General features: G+C 62.4%; 16 protein-coding genes. 2 read left to right on the forward strand and 14 right to left on the reverse strand.

All coding sequences use genetic code 11. From position 1 onward, the window contains the following. Positions 1 to 49: 49 nt before the first annotated feature. The 3 genes from tgt to Q5Q88_RS02730 all read right to left on the reverse strand — a co-directional run bounded on the left by tgt (position 50) and on the right by Q5Q88_RS02730 (position 3359). A complete protein-coding gene (gene tgt, locus Q5Q88_RS02720; protein ID WP_302741702.1) occupies positions 50 to 1189 on the reverse strand; it encodes a tRNA guanosine(34) transglycosylase Tgt in 1140 nt (379 codons plus the stop codon). 213 nt (positions 1190 to 1402) lie between these two features. Continuing rightward, positions 1403 to 1861 (reverse strand): hypothetical protein, encoded by a 459-nt coding sequence (locus Q5Q88_RS02725; protein ID WP_294122536.1) that lies wholly within the window; start codon positions 1859 to 1861, stop codon positions 1403 to 1405. 697 nt (positions 1862 to 2558) lie between these two features. Next, entirely contained in the window at positions 2559 to 3359 is an 801-nt protein-coding gene (locus Q5Q88_RS02730) for an SDR family NAD(P)-dependent oxidoreductase (protein WP_302741703.1), read from the reverse strand. 282 nt (positions 3360 to 3641) lie between these two features. Between Q5Q88_RS02730 and Q5Q88_RS02735 the strand changes: the two genes are divergently transcribed. Continuing rightward, the gene (locus Q5Q88_RS02735) at positions 3642 to 5057 is read left to right on the forward strand and encodes a hypothetical protein (protein WP_302741704.1); all 1416 of its coding nucleotides are present in this window, start codon (positions 3642 to 3644) and stop codon (positions 5055 to 5057) included. Positions 5058 to 5174: 117 nt separating this feature from the next. Here the strand turns inward: Q5Q88_RS02735 and Q5Q88_RS02740 are convergent, their stop codons facing one another. The 3 genes from Q5Q88_RS02740 to Q5Q88_RS02750 form a co-directional block, all read right to left on the reverse strand. Further along, positions 5175 to 5603 carry a peptidylprolyl isomerase gene (locus tag Q5Q88_RS02740; protein ID WP_039910319.1) on the reverse strand — a complete coding sequence of 143 codons (429 nt, stop codon included), beginning with the start codon at positions 5601 to 5603 and terminating at the stop codon, positions 5175 to 5177. A gap of 103 nt (positions 5604 to 5706) precedes the next feature. After that, positions 5707 to 6477, reverse strand: coding sequence for an AAA family ATPase (locus tag Q5Q88_RS02745; RefSeq protein ID WP_118653578.1), 771 nt, complete (start codon positions 6475 to 6477; stop codon positions 5707 to 5709). A gap of 114 nt (positions 6478 to 6591) precedes the next feature. Further along, positions 6592 to 7875, reverse strand: a complete 1284-nt coding sequence (locus Q5Q88_RS02750; RefSeq protein ID WP_302741705.1) for a uracil-xanthine permease family protein — start codon at positions 7873 to 7875, stop codon at positions 6592 to 6594. A 272-nt stretch (positions 7876 to 8147) separates the two neighbouring features. Here Q5Q88_RS02750 and Q5Q88_RS02755 point away from each other — a divergent pair, with 272 nt between their 5' ends. Next, entirely contained in the window at positions 8148 to 8870 is a 723-nt protein-coding gene (locus Q5Q88_RS02755; RefSeq protein WP_302741706.1) for a M48 family metallopeptidase, read from the forward strand. Positions 8871 to 8978: 108 nt separating this feature from the next. Here Q5Q88_RS02755 and Q5Q88_RS02760 read toward each other — a convergent pair whose 3' ends face one another. The 8 genes from Q5Q88_RS02760 to Q5Q88_RS02795 all read right to left on the reverse strand — a co-directional run bounded on the left by Q5Q88_RS02760 (position 8979) and on the right by Q5Q88_RS02795 (position 17171). Continuing rightward, complete coding sequence (locus Q5Q88_RS02760) at positions 8979 to 9116, reverse strand: rubredoxin-like domain-containing protein (protein WP_118653581.1); 138 nt, start codon at positions 9114 to 9116, stop codon at positions 8979 to 8981. A gap of 227 nt (positions 9117 to 9343) precedes the next feature. Then, positions 9344 to 9853, reverse strand: coding sequence for a flavin reductase family protein (locus Q5Q88_RS02765; RefSeq protein WP_302741707.1), 510 nt, complete (start codon positions 9851 to 9853; stop codon positions 9344 to 9346). Between the two features lie 219 nt (positions 9854 to 10072). Next, positions 10073 to 10561, reverse strand: a complete 489-nt coding sequence (smpB, locus tag Q5Q88_RS02770) for an SsrA-binding protein SmpB (protein WP_118653582.1) — start codon at positions 10559 to 10561, stop codon at positions 10073 to 10075. Between the two features lie 2 nt (positions 10562 to 10563). Continuing rightward, positions 10564 to 11421: a lipopolysaccharide assembly protein LapB gene (locus Q5Q88_RS02775; RefSeq protein WP_118653583.1), complete on the reverse strand. Its 858-nt coding sequence runs from the start codon at positions 11419 to 11421 to the stop codon at positions 10564 to 10566. Positions 11422 to 11540: 119 nt separating this feature from the next. Continuing rightward, positions 11541 to 13655, reverse strand: a complete 2115-nt coding sequence (locus tag Q5Q88_RS02780) for a ribonuclease R family protein (protein ID WP_302741708.1) — start codon at positions 13653 to 13655, stop codon at positions 11541 to 11543. A gap of 421 nt (positions 13656 to 14076) precedes the next feature. Then, positions 14077 to 15024, reverse strand: coding sequence for a permease-like cell division protein FtsX (ftsX, locus tag Q5Q88_RS02785; protein WP_302741709.1), 948 nt, complete (start codon positions 15022 to 15024; stop codon positions 14077 to 14079). After that, a complete protein-coding gene (ftsE, locus tag Q5Q88_RS02790) occupies positions 15011 to 16174 on the reverse strand; it encodes a cell division ATP-binding protein FtsE (RefSeq protein WP_302741710.1) in 1164 nt (387 codons plus the stop codon). The genes ftsX and ftsE overlap by 14 nt, the downstream gene beginning before the upstream one ends. Before the next feature lie 109 nt (positions 16175 to 16283). Next, on the reverse strand, positions 16284 to 17171 hold the full coding sequence (locus Q5Q88_RS02795) for a YitT family protein (RefSeq protein ID WP_294159510.1): 888 nt from the start codon (positions 17169 to 17171) through the stop codon (positions 16284 to 16286). Positions 17172 to 17176 lie beyond the last annotated feature (5 nt).

Consider the following 17176-nt stretch of genomic DNA (forward strand, 5'->3'; position numbering starts at 1 on the left):
AATGCGGACGGGGGCGATGAACCCTCCGCTCTTTCAATTGCCGGGCAGACTAGAAGTCCACGGCTCCCTCGCCAGCCATCCACTCGGCCTGGAACTCGGCGTAGCGGCCTTCGATGATGGCCTGACGCGCGCGACGCATGAGGTCGAGCAGGAAGTAAATGTTGTGCTGGGACAGCAGAATGCCGCCGAGCATCTCCTTCTGTGTGACCATGTGGCGGATGAGCGCGCGAGAGTAGCCGCCGGTGCACACCGGGCAGGTGCACTTCTCGTCGATGGGGCGCGGGTCCTTCGCGAACTTGGCGTTCTTGAGATTCATGCGGCCGGTGCTGGAGAACGCCGTGCCCATACGGCCGGTACGCGTGGGCAGGACGCAGTCGAACATGTCGATGCCGCAGCCCACGCCGCGCACGAGCGTAGTGGGGTTGCCCACGCCCATGAGGTAGCGGGGCTTGCGGCGCGGCATGTGCTCGGACACGAGCGGCTCGAGCGTCTCGAACATGACCTCGTGGGGCTCGCCCACGGAATAGCCGCCGATGCCGTAGCCGGGAAAGTCGCCGATCTCCTCGAGGTGCTTGAGGGAGCGCAAGCGCAGATCGAGGTGCATGCCGCCCTGGACGATGCCGAACAGGGCCTGGTCGTCGCGGGTATGGGCCTTGCAGCAGCGCTCGGCCCACATGCTGGAGAGCTCGACGGCGCGCTCCACGAACTTGCGCGTGGCGGGGTACCCGGGGCACTGGTCGAGCTGCATGCAGATATCGCTGCCGAGCTTCATGGCGATTTCCATGTTGTCCTCGGGCGTCCAGAAGACGTGAGAGCCGTCGTAATCGGTGGCGATGAAGCGCACACCCTCGTCGGTGAGCTTGACTGCGTCGGAATGGGAGAAGATCTGGAAGCCACCCGAGTCCGTGAGGATGGGGCCGTGCCAATTCATGAAGTCGTGCAGGCCCCCGAGCTCCGCCACGGTGTCCGCGCCGGGGCGCATGGCGAGGTGATAGGTATTGGCGAGCACGATCTGGGCGCCAAGGTCCTTGACCGTCTCGGTGGGGATGCCCTTGACGTTCGCCTTGGTGCCCACCGGCATGAAAATCGGGGTCTCGATATCACCGTGCGGCGTGTGTAGAATGCCCGCACGGGCATGCGTCTTGGGGTCTTCGGCGACGATCTCGTACTTGAACAGGGACTGATCCATGAAACGGCTCCTCGGTTATTCGGTGCCGGGCGCACACGGGGCGATCACCCTTCCGTGCGAGGCGCTCCCGCGAAGGGGACCTCGCATCCGCGCGCCGGCGGCACCGCGCGATATCAGCCGCTTATTGTACTATCGGGCACGCCCTTTCCGCGCACTCCCGCCTGAGCAGCACAAAATATGTCTGTCCAAACCCTTTTACATCTGTCGTTTTGCCTACTCCGCGCCCGGTAGTCCGTTATTTGCGCCGCGGTTGGGACGCTTGAGAGAGAGGAGCTGATCGCGCACCTGCTCGCACTGGGAAATCGCCTTGTCAACGCGCCCCTTCGACTCCATGATGCGCTGCTGGACCATGGCGTCCATGAAGGCGTTGTCGAACAGCCAGTCGGCAGTGAGGAGGAAGTCGCCGACGTCGGGGCCGAGCCCGGCGAAGCCCTGAACGTCATCCAGCCCGTCTGCCAGGCGTGCCAGTGACGCTTGAGCAGCGGAGAGGTGGCGGCGCGCGGCCTGCATCTTGTCGTGCTTAATCAGTGAACTAAAGAATCCCCCACCGAAGATGTCAAACCATCCCCAGTTGCCGGCGCTCTTGAGATCACGCGCCGCGGCGTCAAGGCAGTTAAGCGCGTCCTCCACCGCCGTGAGCGCCTCATCAATCTCGATATCCTGACGTGCCATCGTCTTCCCTTCCAAGTCGGTTGCTCAATTCTACCCGCTATGGACCCGTTCGTTCTTCCAAGCGCAGGGATGGCGGCATTGCATGCACCAGCCGATGGCAAATCAGCCGACTCCGAGTGCGCGAGACGCGCCACGAGCATACGGAACGGGCGAGAGACAGGACAAGTTGAGGTTTTTCGTATCGATATCGAGAAATAGAAAGTAGCGACAACAGTGGCAAGCGCATGACCTGTGGCGATTATGGACGCAGAGCCGCCCCTACTTCACGAAACCAATTTTCAATACGAAAAAGCTCAAGTTTGTGAGCAATGAGCGACTTGCGAGCCGCTTCGGCCACGGGAAAGGCGGCTTGCGTGCCGTTTCGACCATGGAAAGGCGGCTCAGACTTACGGGCAGTCGGCTCACCCTTGCGGAAAGGCGGCTCGCCTCGCCTCGCGAAGCCATGCAAAAGCCTCCCACCCCCAGCTTTTGCCTCTTGCCGGGAAATGGGAGGCCGAATGCGGGTCCGTCCGACCGAATCGCACGCCAATCCAGTCGCCCCTTGCCAATGGGAACATGAACGCATCGATTACAACCCAAAGCACGCCTTGATTCCACCCGTCAAAGGCGGTAACGATTCGGTGCTAGGCCGTTCGCCGGGGGCGATTGCCACATCGGCATCAGGTCCGCCGATGTGGCCTTGCAACGCAGTCTTGCCTTACGGGCGCTGGCCCATGCCGCCCTCAAGTGTGAGGGTCTCGCCGTTCATGTACTTGAAGTCGGGTCCGCACAGCTGAACGACGACGCGGCCGATCTCGGTCTCGACGTCACCGTAGTGGCCCGCCGGCGGCATGTGGACGTTGGCCTCGAAGGCCTCAGGATACGCGTTCTGGAAGTTCTCCAGCTGGGCGGTCCAGGCAAGCGGGCAGACGATGTTGACGTTGACGCCGTCCTTGCCCCACTCGTTCGCGGCAACGCGCGTCAGGCCGCGGATGCCCTCCTTGGCGGCGGCGTATGAGCACTGGCCGTAATTGCCGAACAGGCCTGCACCGGAGGCGAAGTTCACCACGGAGCCCTTGGTCTCCTTGAGGTGCGGATAGCACTTCTGCATGTAGAGGAACGTCGCGTACAGTCCGGAGTACAGGGCCAGGTCGAACTGCTCCATGGTGTGGTCGGCAATGGTGACACCGGATGCAGAGGCCTGGGCGTTGTTCACGAGCGCGTCGATACGACCGAACTTGGCAATCGCCTCGTCGATGACGTGCTGCACGATAGCCTCATTGTCCTGGCCGGCGGAGACGTCTGCCTGGACGGGAAGGACCTCGATGCCGTACTCGGCCTCGAGCGATTCCTTGGCCGCCTCGAGCTTTGCCACGTTGCGGCCAGTGATGACGAGGTTGGCGCCCTCCTTGGCGAATGCGATGTCAATGCCGTAACCGATGGATCCGGCGGAACCATCCTGGAGCGTGGCCTTGCCGCCACCCGTGACGATTACGGTCTTACCGGTGAAAAGCCCCATGTCTTTCTCCTCTCAATTAATTATTGTGCAGAAACCTGCACACAACTACCGCAACCATACCCCTCTTACACCTCACGCAATCAAAGCCGGCAACGCTGTTCGTTAAGCGGCGTTCCGCGATTCGCCAAACGGATAAACAAGACCGCCCATTCCCAGAGGCAGCGCTAAGACAAGTATGCGAAAACGTCTTGGAATCAAGGTAGCCAAAGCCATGCGTCCGCACCGCGCCGTATGATAGAGCCATACGAACGGCGGGCATCGACCGCATGCGAAAGGGGCACCATGAGCGAACGTGACGATATGCAGCCTGTTGATGCGACGTCAAACCCAAACGACGAGACGGCAACCAACAGCGACTCAGCCAAAGAAGTACACGCAGATGGGGTCGCAGTCGAGCCCGAAAACCGAGCCATTGAGCCGACCGGTTCGGCCCGTTCGGCCAATTCGACAGGTTCGGCCATCTCGGCTGATTCGACCGGCGCGACCGGCACCACCGAGCCAGCCGGCTCAACCGATTTGGCCAACATGCCTGACCGGACAGAAACCAACGCCGCGCGGGCAGTAGGTGCGTTCTTTGCAGAGGGCGTGGCGAGCATGAAGGAGATGAGCGCAGCCCATCGCGCTCACAGCGAGGCGCGCGGAGAGCTCGAGCGCCTGGACAACACCATAGCCGCTCGCGAACGCGAACTCGCGCGCCGCCGCGACATCGAGTCGCGCTATGACGAGATCGTCGCAGAAGAAACAGCTCGCAAGAACGCCGCCGTTCAGACACGTGAGGCCGCCGAGGAGCGTCGCGCCGCAATAGCCGCAGAAGTCGCCGAACTCAAAAACAACCTGGAGAAGATGCGAGACGAGGACGCCTCCGTTGAGCGTCGCCTCAAGTCCGCCGTCGATGCGGCGAAGGACAAGGAGCGGTCATCGCGCGAATCCGGCAAACGCCTTCAGCGTCGGCTCGATGATGCGCAGGAGAATCTCGAGCGTACGGTCAAGGAGCACGACGAAGGCGTCTCGGCCGCACAGCAGACGGTCAAGAGCGCCGAGTCGCTGCTGGCGACGCTCAATGCCGAATACGCCGAGATCCAGCGCAACCCTTCCGCCAATCCCGCTGGGTACTCCGTGCGCAAACGCGAGCTCGAAGATGAGATCTCCGACGCGGCGTGCGCGCTGCGAACGGCAAAGGATGACGTTCCGCGCATCGAACAAGAAACCCAAGCGGCAATTGACGAGGCTCGCGCCGCCGTCGCCGAGGCAGAGAAGCCCATGGCGTCGGCACGCGAGGCATTCAACGCCGTCGCAGCGGCGGCGGACCGCGCGCGAGATGCGTACAGCGAGGCAAAAGATGACGCCGAGAAGCGTCAGAAAAAACTGCGTGGCGAGATTTCCGAACGCGAAAAGGAGGCAAAAGCCGAAGAGCACGCCGCCCAAGTTGCGCAAAAGGAGGCGGACGCCGCCCAATCGACGCTTGATGAAGCCAATGAGATCCACGCGCATCCCGAGGCGACCGTATCTCTTGCCCATGCCCTCGAGGCAGATCGTGCCGAGCGCATTGACCGCGTCGCCGAAGTCGAGGAGCTCGCCGCCGCCGAAAAGACCGTCCGCGAGCGCACGCGAGGGGCGCGCTTGAAGCTCGTACTTGCAATTGCCAGCATCGTGCTCGTCGTGGTGCTCATGCTGGTTTGGACGTATCTCGCCCAATAGCCCCATTGCCCCGACGTGACGGCGGCAATCACGCAAAAGCCCGGCCCCCGCTATGAGGAGCCGGGCTTCGACTTGAGCCAAGGGGCCATCGGCCCTAGCGACGGCGCGAACGCGACGCTACTCCACGACCTCGACGAGCTCGATGTCGAAGTTGAGGTCGCAGCCTGCCAGCTCGTGGTTGGCGTCGAGCTTGACGCCCTCGGGCGAGACCTCGACGACCGTCACGGGCACGGGCATACCGCCGGGACCCTGCAGGAAGAGCTTCATGCCGACCTCGATCTTCTCGAAATCCGGCACCTGATCGGCCGGGAAGAAGAGGATCATGTCCTCGGAGCGCTCACCGTACGCCTCGGCGGCCGGGATGTGGACGGTCTTCTTCTCGCCCACCTCCATGTCGAGCACGGCGGCGTCGAAGCCCTTGATCATCTGGCCGGCGCCGGCCACGAACTCGATGGGCTCGCCGCGATCGTAGCTGGAATCGAACTGGGTGCCGTCGTCGAGCGTGCCGCGGTAGTGGGCCTTGACCGTCTTACCCTGGTTGGACATGTGCATCCTCTTTCAATAGTAGTAATCCCCGCCCGGATGAAGGCGGAAGGCTTGCAAAATGGCCGAAGGCGAGTTCAGGCCTCCCCGCCGGCACGTTGAACCACTATACCCGAGGCTCGAGCAGCTCATGCAGTATGCGCTCCCGATTATTGATAAAGAGCTCCGTGACCTGATAGCTCTCAGTCTCCTCGTAACCGATCTCATGCAACTCACCATCGTCAAATGAGATGATGCGCGCACCCGGAAGCCCCAAGAGAATGGGCGAGTGCGTAGCCACGATGAGCTGGCTGCCGTGATGTGCAAGCTGGTCCATCTCGTACAGCAAGGTCAGCTGCCGCGCAGGCGAAAGGGCCGCCTCGGGCTCATCGAGAAAATACAGGCCATTGTCCCGGGAGCCGTCTTGGATGAATCCGAGAAACGCCTCCCCATGGCTCATCTCGTGCAGCGGGACCCTTGCGCCTGTAACGGGATTCGTGTACATCGCACCCGGAAGCCCCGGCCTCATGCTGCACCGATCGGCCTCGGACGCGACGTTATAGAAGCTCTCCGCCCGCAAAAAGAAGCTGCTGCGCGGCGCCAAACGCCCCCGCTCCATGTAAATGCCCTCGTGGAGGACGGAATGGGAATCCCTCGTGGCAAACGTGTAGTTGGACGTGCCTCCCTCGGCGTTGAGGCCATACGCGACCGCCATGGCCTCGAGCAGGGTCGACTTACCCGACCCGTTCTCGCCAACGAAAAACGTGACGTTCGAGTCGAAGGCGAGCGAACGCTCGCCCAGCGACGCGAGCGCGGAGATACGGCGCAGGTACTCGTCTCCGTGGACAAGCTCCCACAGAATCGAAACGGAAGATATGAACAGCTCACCATCGAGCATGACGCCCCCTATCGTCCGTGCCCCAAATGCTGTCATTGTACGCGCGCGCCAAGACAAAGCCCTCCGTCACGATGAGGTGACAGAGGGCTTTCGTCACATGAGGCAGTTCGTTGGTTACTCGTCAGACCCTTTCGGCTCGGCGTTCTTCTCCGGCGGGAGCACCAGGTTCAAGATGATGCCCACGAGCGCGGAGGTCGCCATGCCGGGCAGAGTATAGTCGCCCAACGGGATGGCAATGCCCGCTGTCTCCATGCCCACGCCCAGGATGATGACAACCGAAGCGATCATGAGGTTGCGGTTCACGTCGAAATCCACGCCATTGGACACGAGCATGCGCAGGCCGTTGGAGGCAATGAGGCCGAACAGCAGCAGGCACACGCCGCCCATGACCGGGCTCGGGATGGAGTTGATGAGCGCAGCGAGCTTGGGGCACAGGCCGCCGACGATGAGCGCGAATCCGCCCGCGTACCAGAAGATCTGGGTGGAGTAGACGCGCGTGACGCTCATGACGCCGATGTTCTCGGCATACGTGGTGGTGGGAGGACCTCCCAGGAAGCCCGAGATCATGGTGGACAGGCCGTCGCCGGCGAGTGAGCGCGGCAGCAGCGGGCGATAGTCCTTGTCGACGATCTCGCCCACGGCGAGCAGGTGGCCGATATGTTCGATGACCGTGACCACGGCGACCGGCGCGATGAGCGCGATGGCGCCCATGTCGAACTTGGGGAAGCTGATGCTGGGCAGGCCGATCCATGCGGCCTGGGCGATGGGCGCGAAATCCACCATGCCGAACGCCACGGCGACCGCATAGCCCACGATGATGGCGAGCAGCACCGGCACCGTGCCGACGATGCCGCCGCGCCCGGAAAAGATCACCGCCGCGAGCAGCGTGACGGCGGCGACCAGGGCGCCCTGCGGGTTGAACACCGATGCACCCGCGGCGTCGGTACCCATAAAGGCCATGTTGGCGGCGGTGGCGGACAGACCCACGCCGATGACCACCATGACGGAGGCAACGAGCACGGGCGGCAGCAGGCGGTCAAGCCAGCCCGTGCCGACGAGCTTGATGATGCCCGCCACCACGAGGAACACTGCGCCCGCCACAATCACACCGGACATGGCGGCGTCGAGACCGCGCGTGGCGCCCACCGCGAGGATGGGGCTGATGAAGGCGAACGAGCTGCCCAGATAGCTGGGAATCTTGTTGCCGGTCACGAGCAGGTAGCAGATGGTGCCGATGCCCGAGCACATGATGGCGACGTTGGGATCGAGGCCGGTCAGCACGGGTACGAGCACCGTGGAGCCGAACATGCTCATCATGTGCTGGATTCCCAGCGGAATGGCGCGCGCCGGGGAGACCCGGTCGTCGACGCCGATGACCTCGCGTTCGCGGTTGCTCATGGGCGGTCCTTTCTGTAGGCGACAGTTCAGTCTATGGTACCGTGTAACCCGCAACAGAAGTGCGACGACGCGCGCAAGCTAGAAGAGTTTGCGCAGCGATGTGATGCGGACTGCAGCTGATCCATCCGTCTCGCCCCGCGACTCGCTGCACCCCAGTTCACGTCAGCCACGTAACCCGCGGCCGAGGCCGCTCGTCCATGCGCGGTGCACCAGCGGCGCGACAAGGCGCCACCAACCAAAGGCCCGCCGACCTCGAAAGGAGCCCGCAACGCATGAGCGACACCCGCCTCGTCCTCACCCTGCACGCCGATGGGCTCGAGATCCCCGTCGAGGTCACTCGCAAACACGTAAAGAACCTCAACCTGCGCGTCCGCGGCGACGGGTCGGTCGCACTCAGCATTCCACAGCGCCTCTCCTTCACCCGCGCGCAGGCGTTTCTGGACTGCAAGGCAAGCTGGATAATCGAACGCGTCCGCCGCGCCCAGATGCGGAACACGCGTATTTCCCCAACCGAGGGGGAAAGCGACGGCGATGGACGAACCTCGTACCCGCTGTGGGGAGACCTCACGCCCCTCGGCTTCGATCACGGCAGTCAAGACTTCATCGACAACCTCTACCGCGAAGAACTGGGGCGCGTCCTTCCCCGCATCGCTGCTCGACTGGAGCGGAGGATGGGCGTCCGCGCCTCGCGGTGGAGCATCCGCACGATGAAAACCCGATGGGGCTCGTGCACCCCGTCCACAGGCGCCATTCGCATCAACGCTCGCCTCGCCGCCTATCCGCCCGAATGCCTTGAGTTCGTGGTCGCCCATGAACTCGTCCACCTGCTGGAACCCAACCACAACGCACGCTTCCACGCATTACTCGACGAATTCTGCCCCGACAACCGGGCTCTCGCCCGGCGTCTCAGGCAAGGCCCCGTTTCGCCTGACACGGAGAAGCGGAGCGATCACGACGACGAGCTCGAGGCAAAACTGCCTATGGCTGATTTGTAATTACCCCGGCATATCTCCCACAATGAAAAGGACGCCTCCGAAGAGACGTCCCTGCTGCAAATTGAGTTGCTTGTTACGAGCGAACGAATCGCCCCTCGAAACTCGAAGCTACTCCTCGACGAGCTCGAACTGATCCGGGCCAACGCCGCAGACGGGGCAGACATAATCCTCGGGCAGCTCGGGAGTGTCGACCTCGACCTCGAAACCGCAAACAACGCAAACGAACTTGTAAGTCTTGTCAGCCATGATTGGCTCCTTTCACAGGCGATTGAACGTAGGTTGAGTATACCCAAGTTTACCGAACATGAGACACGCCAAGCTTCCCATGAACGATCTCGGATCTCCCTCAAACGTTCCGATATGTTATCGGAATGGTTTCCTATTATCAAGCAGTTTCTCTAAGGATGCGACGCATCGGGCAGCGCGCAGTAACCGTCCCGCTAGACTTCAAGCCGGCCATGCCAGCGGGGACGCTACCCCTGATACGAACTCGCTTTGGGGGGCGTCTTGCCTTTGAGCGTGCTGTGGTAGTAAGCATACGTGAGAGGAGGCTCATCGGAAAGCCGCTCGGCTTGCACGACCTCGCCGACGAACAGATAATGTGTCCCCACGTCGACGCTGTCGATCAGCTTGCATGCATATACCGCGCACGCGTGCTCCGGACAATAGGGGCTCTCCACCTCCGAGATTGCCGTCTCGTATTTCTCGAATTTGTCATAGGTGTCACTGGAGCGAAAGCCGAAGTTGCCGATGTAGGGCATGTCCGCCGTTTGATCGATTGCGGTAACTGTGAACGCCCCCGCCTTTGCGATGACCCCAGATGTCACGTTGTCCTTGTGCACCGCGACCGTCATGCGAATGGGCTCGGCGGTCACCTGCACCGCCGTATTGACCACGCATCCCGCCTTGGTGCCGTCCGCCTCTGCAGACACGACATACAACCCATAGCTCATCGCGAACATCGCCGTGGAATCGATAGCCATGACATTCCCCTTTCTCAAATGTCTCGCGTGCCACGCGCTTATCACCAGTATAGGGATTACAAAGGCGCGGGGACGGTCGCATCCGTATGAGTCGGTGGGAGGGACGTCGAACGCGTCCGCGCAGGCAGCGTCCATTGCATGGGCATCGAATGCCGAGAGCCTCAAACGCAAACGGGCACCCGATCGCACATGGGTGCCCGTCTGAAGGAAAATGGGCGATTACCGGCTACGTTGCTTGAGAGCCCGATCGATCTCGCGCTGCACGTCGCGCTTGGCCATGTCCTCGCGCTTGTCGTACAGCTTCTTACCTCGGCCAAGGCCAAGCAGAAGCTTGACACGGCCATCCTCGTTGAAATACAACTCCAAGGGCACGAGCGCCACCCCGCGCGTGCGCAGTTTACCGTCGAGATAGTCGATCTGCTTGCGGTGAAGCAGCAGCTTGCGACGGCGATCGGGATCACGGTTGAAAATCGATCCGTTGGAATACGGATGAATGTGCACGTTATGAAGCCAGCACTCGCCGTTGCGGATAAGGGCGAAGGAGTCCGTGATCTGACAGGCGCGTTCACGCAGGCTGCGTACCTCGGTACCGGCAAGCTCGACCCCACACTCGAAGGTCTCGTCAATAAAGTACTCATGATGAGCCGAACGGTTCTTGGCGATAAGCTTCTTTTCCCTGCGCGGCTTACGAGCAAATCCGTCTGCCATAGTTACTCACCTCCCTGTTCGTTGGAAAGCTCCGCGTCAGACTCGCGAATGAGGCGAAGGAGGGCCTCACACGCCGGAGCTCCGACCAAATCGCGGGCGAGCAGGGTGAGGCGCGTGGCCTCATTGCGGTCGCCCTCATCGGCCGCGTCCGTTGCGCACATGAGCAGGCACACGGCGATCTCGGCATTGGCACCGGTTGCCAGGCCCTCCCCCTCGACCGCAGCGTTCGCATCGGCATCGGAGAGCTCGGCGAGTTCGGGATGCTCACGGTCAAGGTGCGAGGCGAGAGCCGTGGCGGCGGCGTCATCGGCGCACGCGCGAATCGCCGCCCGACGGCAACCCTCCGCGGCGGGGAGTTTATCGCACGACAGGAAAAAATGGCCCAAATTCGCAAAGGCACGCGCAAGCGCTTGCGGAGTCGTGGCACGCTCGAGAACTGAAGCCGAAAGCGCCGCCCACTCCCTGGTGTCCCCGAGCGCACGATAGACCTCGGCGAGGTTCAGGCGGTGGGCGCAATTCATGGGATTCCAGCGCACGGCCTGCTTGAGCGCATCGCGCGCAAGCTCATAGTCGCGTTTTTGCACGTACACATAGGCAAGTGCCGCATAGAGACGATCGAGCGGAGCGTCTACCTGCGTGAGCTCGCGGGGATCCTGCTCCACGCGACGATAGGCAAGACGCTCGAACGGGTTGGCAAAGCTGAACCATTGGCGTGCCTCGGTGGCGATGCAAGCGGTATCGGCATACTCACCAGCCTCGGCGGCAAGTTCCTCGAGCAGCATGCGCGCCGTATCGAGCTCGCCTTCCGCCAGCAGATCCTCGGCATAATCGATGTCATGCGCCGCAATGGGCATATCCATGGTGTCCTCCTAGAAAAGAGTCGAGGCTTCAGTGTAGCGCAGAAGCGTACAGGTACGAAACACACGAAAGACCCGGTGCCGGACGCCCCATCTCATCGGCATACGGGAGCCCTCACGGGCTAGCGATTGGGGCCCTCGATATGGATGAGTTTGAAATCCAGGTGCCCACGCAACACGTCGACGGAAGCCACCTCGATTATCGCACGCTGCCCGAGCTCGATCACCGTGCCACTCGATTCACCCACAAGACGCAGGCGGATGTCGTCGTACTCCCACCACTCGGCACCAAGCGCCGCCATGCGCATCAGGCCTTCGGCACCCGTGTCATCCAAACGCACGAATGCGCCCATGTCCGAAATCCACGAAACCGTTCCAGCAAAGCGCTCCCCCACGCGCCCCGCGAAGAACTGTGCGACCTTGATTTTTTGCGAGGCCGTCGCCGCCGCGTCGGCAGCACGCTCGTTGTCGCTCGCCTGTCGGCAGAGTGCGGAACACACCTGCACGAGCGACTGGGGCCCCTTGCCCACGAGACGGGGGGATCGGGCCGCAGCTTCCTTTTTCCCCAGCTCGCGCTTGGCAAGCGCCACCTTGAGCACACGGTGCACGATAAGGTCGGGGTAACGGCGGATGGGGCTCGTGAAGTGACAGTACGCGCGGGCACCGAGCGCATAGTGCCCGCCGTTCTCCGACCGGTACACAGCACGCTGCTGAGCACGCAGGAGCAGGGCGTTCACCAGCGGCGCCATCGGCGTGCCATGGGCATCGACGACCGCGCTGGCGATGGCACGCGGCTCCCCCAGCATGATGCCCGCTGCAAGACCACCCTCAAGTGCACCGAGTTCGGTGAGCGTCTTGACGGCAGAGGCTAGCGTGTCTGCCGAGGGCTCCTCATGCACGCGGTACGCCGCAGTCAGATTGTGGTCGGAGAGGAACTCAGCGACGCATTCGTTGGCGAGCAACATCGCCTCTTCAACCAAGCTGGTGGCGGCACTACGTTCGCGCGTGACGATGTCGATGGGAATGCCCTCGTCATCCAAGAGCACGTGAACCTCGGACGTCTCGAAATCGATCGAGCCGCGCTTACGACGAACCTCACGCCGAGCGCAGGCAAGCGCGTCTGCGTTTCTGAGGAAGGAGGCGAGGTCGACGCCAGAGACGCGAGCAGCGTCGAGGGCGGCGTGGGCACGGCGAACGGTCGCAGCGTCCGCCGTGCCAGGTTCAGGCGTCCGTGGGCAATCAAGCGCGTCGCCGGCCCCACAGCCCGGTCCTCCATGAACGGGCGCGGGCACAGAGTCGTGTACAGCAGACGCCGCAGCGGGAACATCTCCAGCAAGTAGGGCGTCTGCAGCACCGTAATCCAAGCGCACGCGCGAGCGAATCACGCTCGGATACGCTTCATATGCACGAACGCGGCCTCGCGCGTCGAGTTCGATGTCGACGGTAAAGGCGAGCCGGTCCTCATTGGGCCGCAGCGAGCACAGATCGTTGCACAGGCGCTCGGGAAGCATGGGCAACACGCGGTCGGCAAGGTACACCGATGTCGAGCGGCGACGCGCCTCCAGGTCAATCGAGCTTTCCCAGTCAACGTAATGGGACACGTCAGCGATGTGCACGCCGAGCATCCACCCGCCACGCACGGTGCGCGCAACGGAGATCGCGTCGTCAAAATCACGAGCATCGACGGGGTCGATCGTGATGGCGAACCTATCGCGGATATCGCGACGCAGCGGATCGGCCAAAGCGGCCTCGACATCGACCGAGAGCCCCGCGGCCTCATCGATCGCTTCCTGAGGGTACCCGTCCGTAAGTCCATACCGCGCCATGATGCACTCGATGCCCAGGCTCGGCTCGTTGGCATCGCCGATACGGCGCTCGATGGTGACCACACCGGCCTCCGCACGGGAAGGATATTCGACGATGTGCGCTGCGACGATATCGCCTGGCGTGACCTTGAGACGCGCAGGGGAGTCATCAGAGGGAAGGACGAAGAAATCCTGCTTGATGCGCGCGTCGAGCGGACGTACGGCGCCCAGAGGACCAGCCAGCTCGAAGGTGCCCACAACGGCCTCGGCCGCACGCTCGATCACGTGCTCCACAACCGCGCGACGAGCTCCGCCGCGACCGCGATGCAAGCTTACGTACACACGGTCGCCAGGCATCGCCTCGCGCATCGAGCGCGAGCCCAAGCGGTACGTACCCTCCGCTGTCTCGACCTCGGCGTGCGAGTCATACACGCGCACCGTCCCCGTAAGCCCCGGCAACCGCCGCGACCGAGCAGGCCCGTGCCGTCCGTTCTTCCCGCGCTTTCCTCTACCCATGCATTCCTCTCGTCCAAATAGAGCCGATTCAAACCAGCTCTCTTGTACCCAAACCCAAGGGTGCCCGACAAACCCTCAACCGAACCTCAGGTCACTGCACACCAGCCCCGTCCCCGGCAAAACCCGAGGCCGCCACAACAAAGACCCCGTCAGACCCAACGTCAACCCCACAACACCAAACCCCCGCCACCACGCGCGCAGCGCCGTGAGAGCAGGAGACCCCCTGGGTCATCCCTAAGTAAACATTCCGCAGGCCGCCGAGCAAAGCTCGCCGGCCGAGGACGTTTACGTGGGATGACCCAGGGGGTCTCCGATGGGATCGAACGACGTTCGCGCTCTACACCTTGAGATAGCGCCTCATCGCAATCGCCGAACCAAACAGGCCGATGATCACGCCGAGGAGGACGAGTGCGCCGTACGTGGCATAGTAGATCTCCATGGGCACATTGAAGCTCATGAAGCTGATGCCGGAAGCTACCTTTGGAATCACCAGGTTGCGGAACAGCTCAAGCACGCCAATGGAGAACAGCGCGCCAAGCAGAGCTTGGAGCACACCCTCGGTGATAAACGGCCCGCGAATGAAACCGTTGGACGCGCCAACGAGTCGCATGATGGCGATCTCACGGCGACGCGCGGTGATGGACAGGCGAATCGTGTTGTTGATGAAGATGAACGCCACAAAAGTCAGCAAGGCAACCAACACCACAGCCGCGATGCGAATGTAGTTGGTAAGCTGGAACAGGCGGGAGACCTCCTCCTGGCCGTAACGAACGTTCTCAGCGACATCGGCGTCTTTGTCGTCGACGTCGGTGTTGGCATCGTCCACGATCTCGCGGAAGTCGGAGTCGGCCTTGATCTCATCGGCCATGGCCTCGACCTGAGAGGGATCCTCCATCTCGATGCGGAAGGAGCGCGGCAGCGGATTCTGGCCGTCAAGCGCCGAGAGGGTGGCGTCGGCATTGCTCGAGATCGAGGATCTGTACTCCTCGAGAGCGTCCTCCTTGCTCACGAACTCGACGTTCTTGACGTTGTCCATGCGCTCGAGTTTGTCCTGATAGGCCTCGACGGCTTCATCGGAGGCGTCATCGGAGATGTAGGCCTGGATCGTGACCTGGTCCTCGACGTTGCCGATGGCCGAGTTGACGAGCACCGAGCCGACGATGAACAAGCCGATGATGAACAGGGACAGGAAGATGGTGATGACGGCGCCGAACGACGTCGTCCAATTGCGGAAGAAGTGGCGGAAGGCCTCTTTGGTGGAATATCCGAGATTAGAAGGCGCCATAGTTGCCGTAGCCTCCCCTCTCCTGGTCGCGAACCACTCGACCGCCCTCAAGGGCGATGACGCGACGCTGCATGGAATCGACCATGGCGCGGTCATGCGTGGCCACGATCACGGTCGTGCCGGTACGGTTGATGCGCTCAAGGAGCTTCATGATGCCGAGCGAGATCGCCGGGTCGAGGTTGCCCGTTGGCTCGTCACAAATGAGCAGGGGCGGCCGGTTGACCATAGCGCGGGCAACGGAGACACGCTGCTGCTCGCCGCCGGAAAGCTGGTCTGGCAGAGAATCCATCTGATCACCCAGGCCGACAAGACGCAGGACCTCGGGGACCTGGGCCTTGATGACCGCTTTGGGCTTGCCAATGCACTGCAGGGCAAAGGCCACGTTCTCGTAGGCGGTGCGGTTGGGCAGCAGCTTGTAATCCTGGAACACGGCGCCGATCTGGCGACGCAGGAACGGGATCTTACGGTTCTTGATCTTCATGAGATCCTGGCCCGCCACCATCACGCGGCCGCTGGTCGGCTTAACATTGCGCAGCATGGTGTTGAGCAGGGTAGTCTTGCCAGAACCGGAGTGGCCAACCAAGAAGACGAACTCGCCCGGATAGATCTCGATATTCACATCGTCGAGCGCGGGCTTGTTGGGCTGCGCCGGGTAGATCTTGGTGACGTGCTCCATGAGGATGACGGGCTCGACACCGGCCTCGCGGGCCTGGCGGACGCGAGAATCATCGACCGGGGCGAATACCGTGGTGAAGTCCGGATTGTTCGCGAGCGCCGCATCGAGGGACGCGACTTCGGCGGCCTGGTCGGGCGTAACCGCAGGGGCCGGTGCGTCCATGGGGGACGGAACACTCAGGGGCGTTGCGGCGGGTGCATCGGGCGCGGGCACGCTGAACAGCGGATTCGCCGCAGGCTGCGGAGACGGAGCCGCCTCGCCCTGCTGGGCGGCGGCGAACACCTGAGACTCGAGCGCATCGGGCGTGGCCGGAGCATCGAACATGGATTGGGGGGTGTTCTGCGGAACGGGTTGATCGAACAACCGGTCCTGCACATCCGGTGACGGAGCGGCGTGCAAAGGGCTCACAGGATCAACCTGGGGCACCTGAGGTGCAGCCTGCTCGTCTCCGGGGGTACGGAAGTGGTTACCCACTAGAGCTCCTTAGAGTCGTGCGTTTGAACTACAGACTCTCTTATTTTAGCAATACGGCGGGTCTACCATCAAAGCAACACGGCAAGCGCCGGGGCATCGGGGACCAGTTCTACCCAATGGATTTAAACCCGTATCCAATCGCCTCGTTGACATCGGTGATGATAAGCATAGCGTTGGCATCGTGCTCGTAGACGACCGTCTTGATGATCGAGACCTCGCGGCGGCTCAACACAAAGAACAGCACGGGCCGGTCCTTCTTGGTCCAAGACCCCTGCGCCATGAGACGTGTGCAGCCGCGGTCCATGGCATGCAGGATATCGTGCTCGATATCCTCGTAGGCATCGGAGATGATGAAGGCGGCGCGCTGGCTGTTGCCACCATCGACCACCGCATCCACGACATATCCCATGACGACCATGGCAAGGGCGGCGTACAGTGCGTTGGTGAGGGAAAACACCGGGGCGGAGGCGGCACACACCGCGACGTCTATCGCCATGACCGTGGCACCCACCGGCAGCGAGCTCTTACGTGCGATGATCTGGCCAATGGTATCCGAACCGCCCGTGTTGGCTCCGCAGCGGAACACAAGCCCGTAACCGATACCCGAGATGATACCGCCCCACAACGCCGAAAGCATGAGGTCGCTATGGCTCACTTGGAGCACGAACGGGGCGAACAGATCGGTGAAGAAACCGAAGAGCACAAAGCCCGTGACCGTCTGCACCACGTACTTGAGCCCGCCCGACCGCACGACCACGAGCAGCAGCAACGCGTTCATGATAATGGTCTGCAAGCCAACGGGCAGACTAATCCCCACGCGTCGCCCGAGCTCGGCGATGATGGTGGCGAGACCCGTCAGGCCACCGGCGGCAAGGCCGTTGGGAATCATGAAGGCATCCGTCGCGAACGCGGCGATCGCGCAACCCGCGATGATAAGCGGCAGGTCGCTCACGAACTGCGACTGGATGATGCGGTTGATGTCGATGCGCCGTGCCATATGAC

Origin of the sequence: uncultured Collinsella sp., from assembly GCF_959026545.1 — a bacterium.
In the GTDB taxonomy this organism is placed as follows: Bacteria; Actinomycetota; Coriobacteriia; order Coriobacteriales; family Coriobacteriaceae; genus Collinsella.

What these genes read in the sequence shown, in the direction of transcription:
- Q5Q88_RS02750 (WP_302741705.1), bottom strand. Translation starts at nt 7,875, where the DNA reads ATGAGCAACCGCGAACGCGAGGTCATCGGCGTCGACGACCGGGTCTCC.
- Q5Q88_RS02760 (WP_118653581.1), bottom strand. Translation starts at nt 9,116, where the DNA reads ATGGCTGACAAGACTTACAAGTTCGTTTGCGTTGTTTGCGGTTTCGAG.
- tgt (WP_302741702.1), bottom strand. Translation starts at nt 1,189, where the DNA reads ATGGATCAGTCCCTGTTCAAGTACGAGATCGTCGCCGAAGACCCCAAG.
- Q5Q88_RS02735 (WP_302741704.1), top strand. Translation starts at nt 3,642, where the DNA reads ATGAGCGAACGTGACGATATGCAGCCTGTTGATGCGACGTCAAACCCA.
- Q5Q88_RS02740 (WP_039910319.1), bottom strand. Translation starts at nt 5,603, where the DNA reads ATGTCCAACCAGGGTAAGACGGTCAAGGCCCACTACCGCGGCACGCTC.
- ftsX (WP_302741709.1), bottom strand. Translation starts at nt 15,024, where the DNA reads ATGGCGCCTTCTAATCTCGGATATTCCACCAAAGAGGCCTTCCGCCAC.
- Q5Q88_RS02795 (WP_294159510.1), bottom strand. Translation starts at nt 17,171, where the DNA reads ATGGCACGGCGCATCGACATCAACCGCATCATCCAGTCGCAGTTCGTG.
- Q5Q88_RS02730 (WP_302741703.1), bottom strand. Translation starts at nt 3,359, where the DNA reads ATGGGGCTTTTCACCGGTAAGACCGTAATCGTCACGGGTGGCGGCAAG.
- Q5Q88_RS02725 (WP_294122536.1), bottom strand. Translation starts at nt 1,861, where the DNA reads ATGGCACGTCAGGATATCGAGATTGATGAGGCGCTCACGGCGGTGGAG.
- Q5Q88_RS02755 (WP_302741706.1), top strand. Translation starts at nt 8,148, where the DNA reads ATGAGCGACACCCGCCTCGTCCTCACCCTGCACGCCGATGGGCTCGAG.
- Q5Q88_RS02745 (WP_118653578.1), bottom strand. Translation starts at nt 6,477, where the DNA reads ATGCTCGATGGTGAGCTGTTCATATCTTCCGTTTCGATTCTGTGGGAG.
- smpB (WP_118653582.1), bottom strand. Translation starts at nt 10,561, where the DNA reads ATGGCAGACGGATTTGCTCGTAAGCCGCGCAGGGAAAAGAAGCTTATC.
- Q5Q88_RS02775 (WP_118653583.1), bottom strand. Translation starts at nt 11,421, where the DNA reads ATGGATATGCCCATTGCGGCGCATGACATCGATTATGCCGAGGATCTG.
- Q5Q88_RS02765 (WP_302741707.1), bottom strand. Translation starts at nt 9,853, where the DNA reads ATGGCTATCGATTCCACGGCGATGTTCGCGATGAGCTATGGGTTGTAT.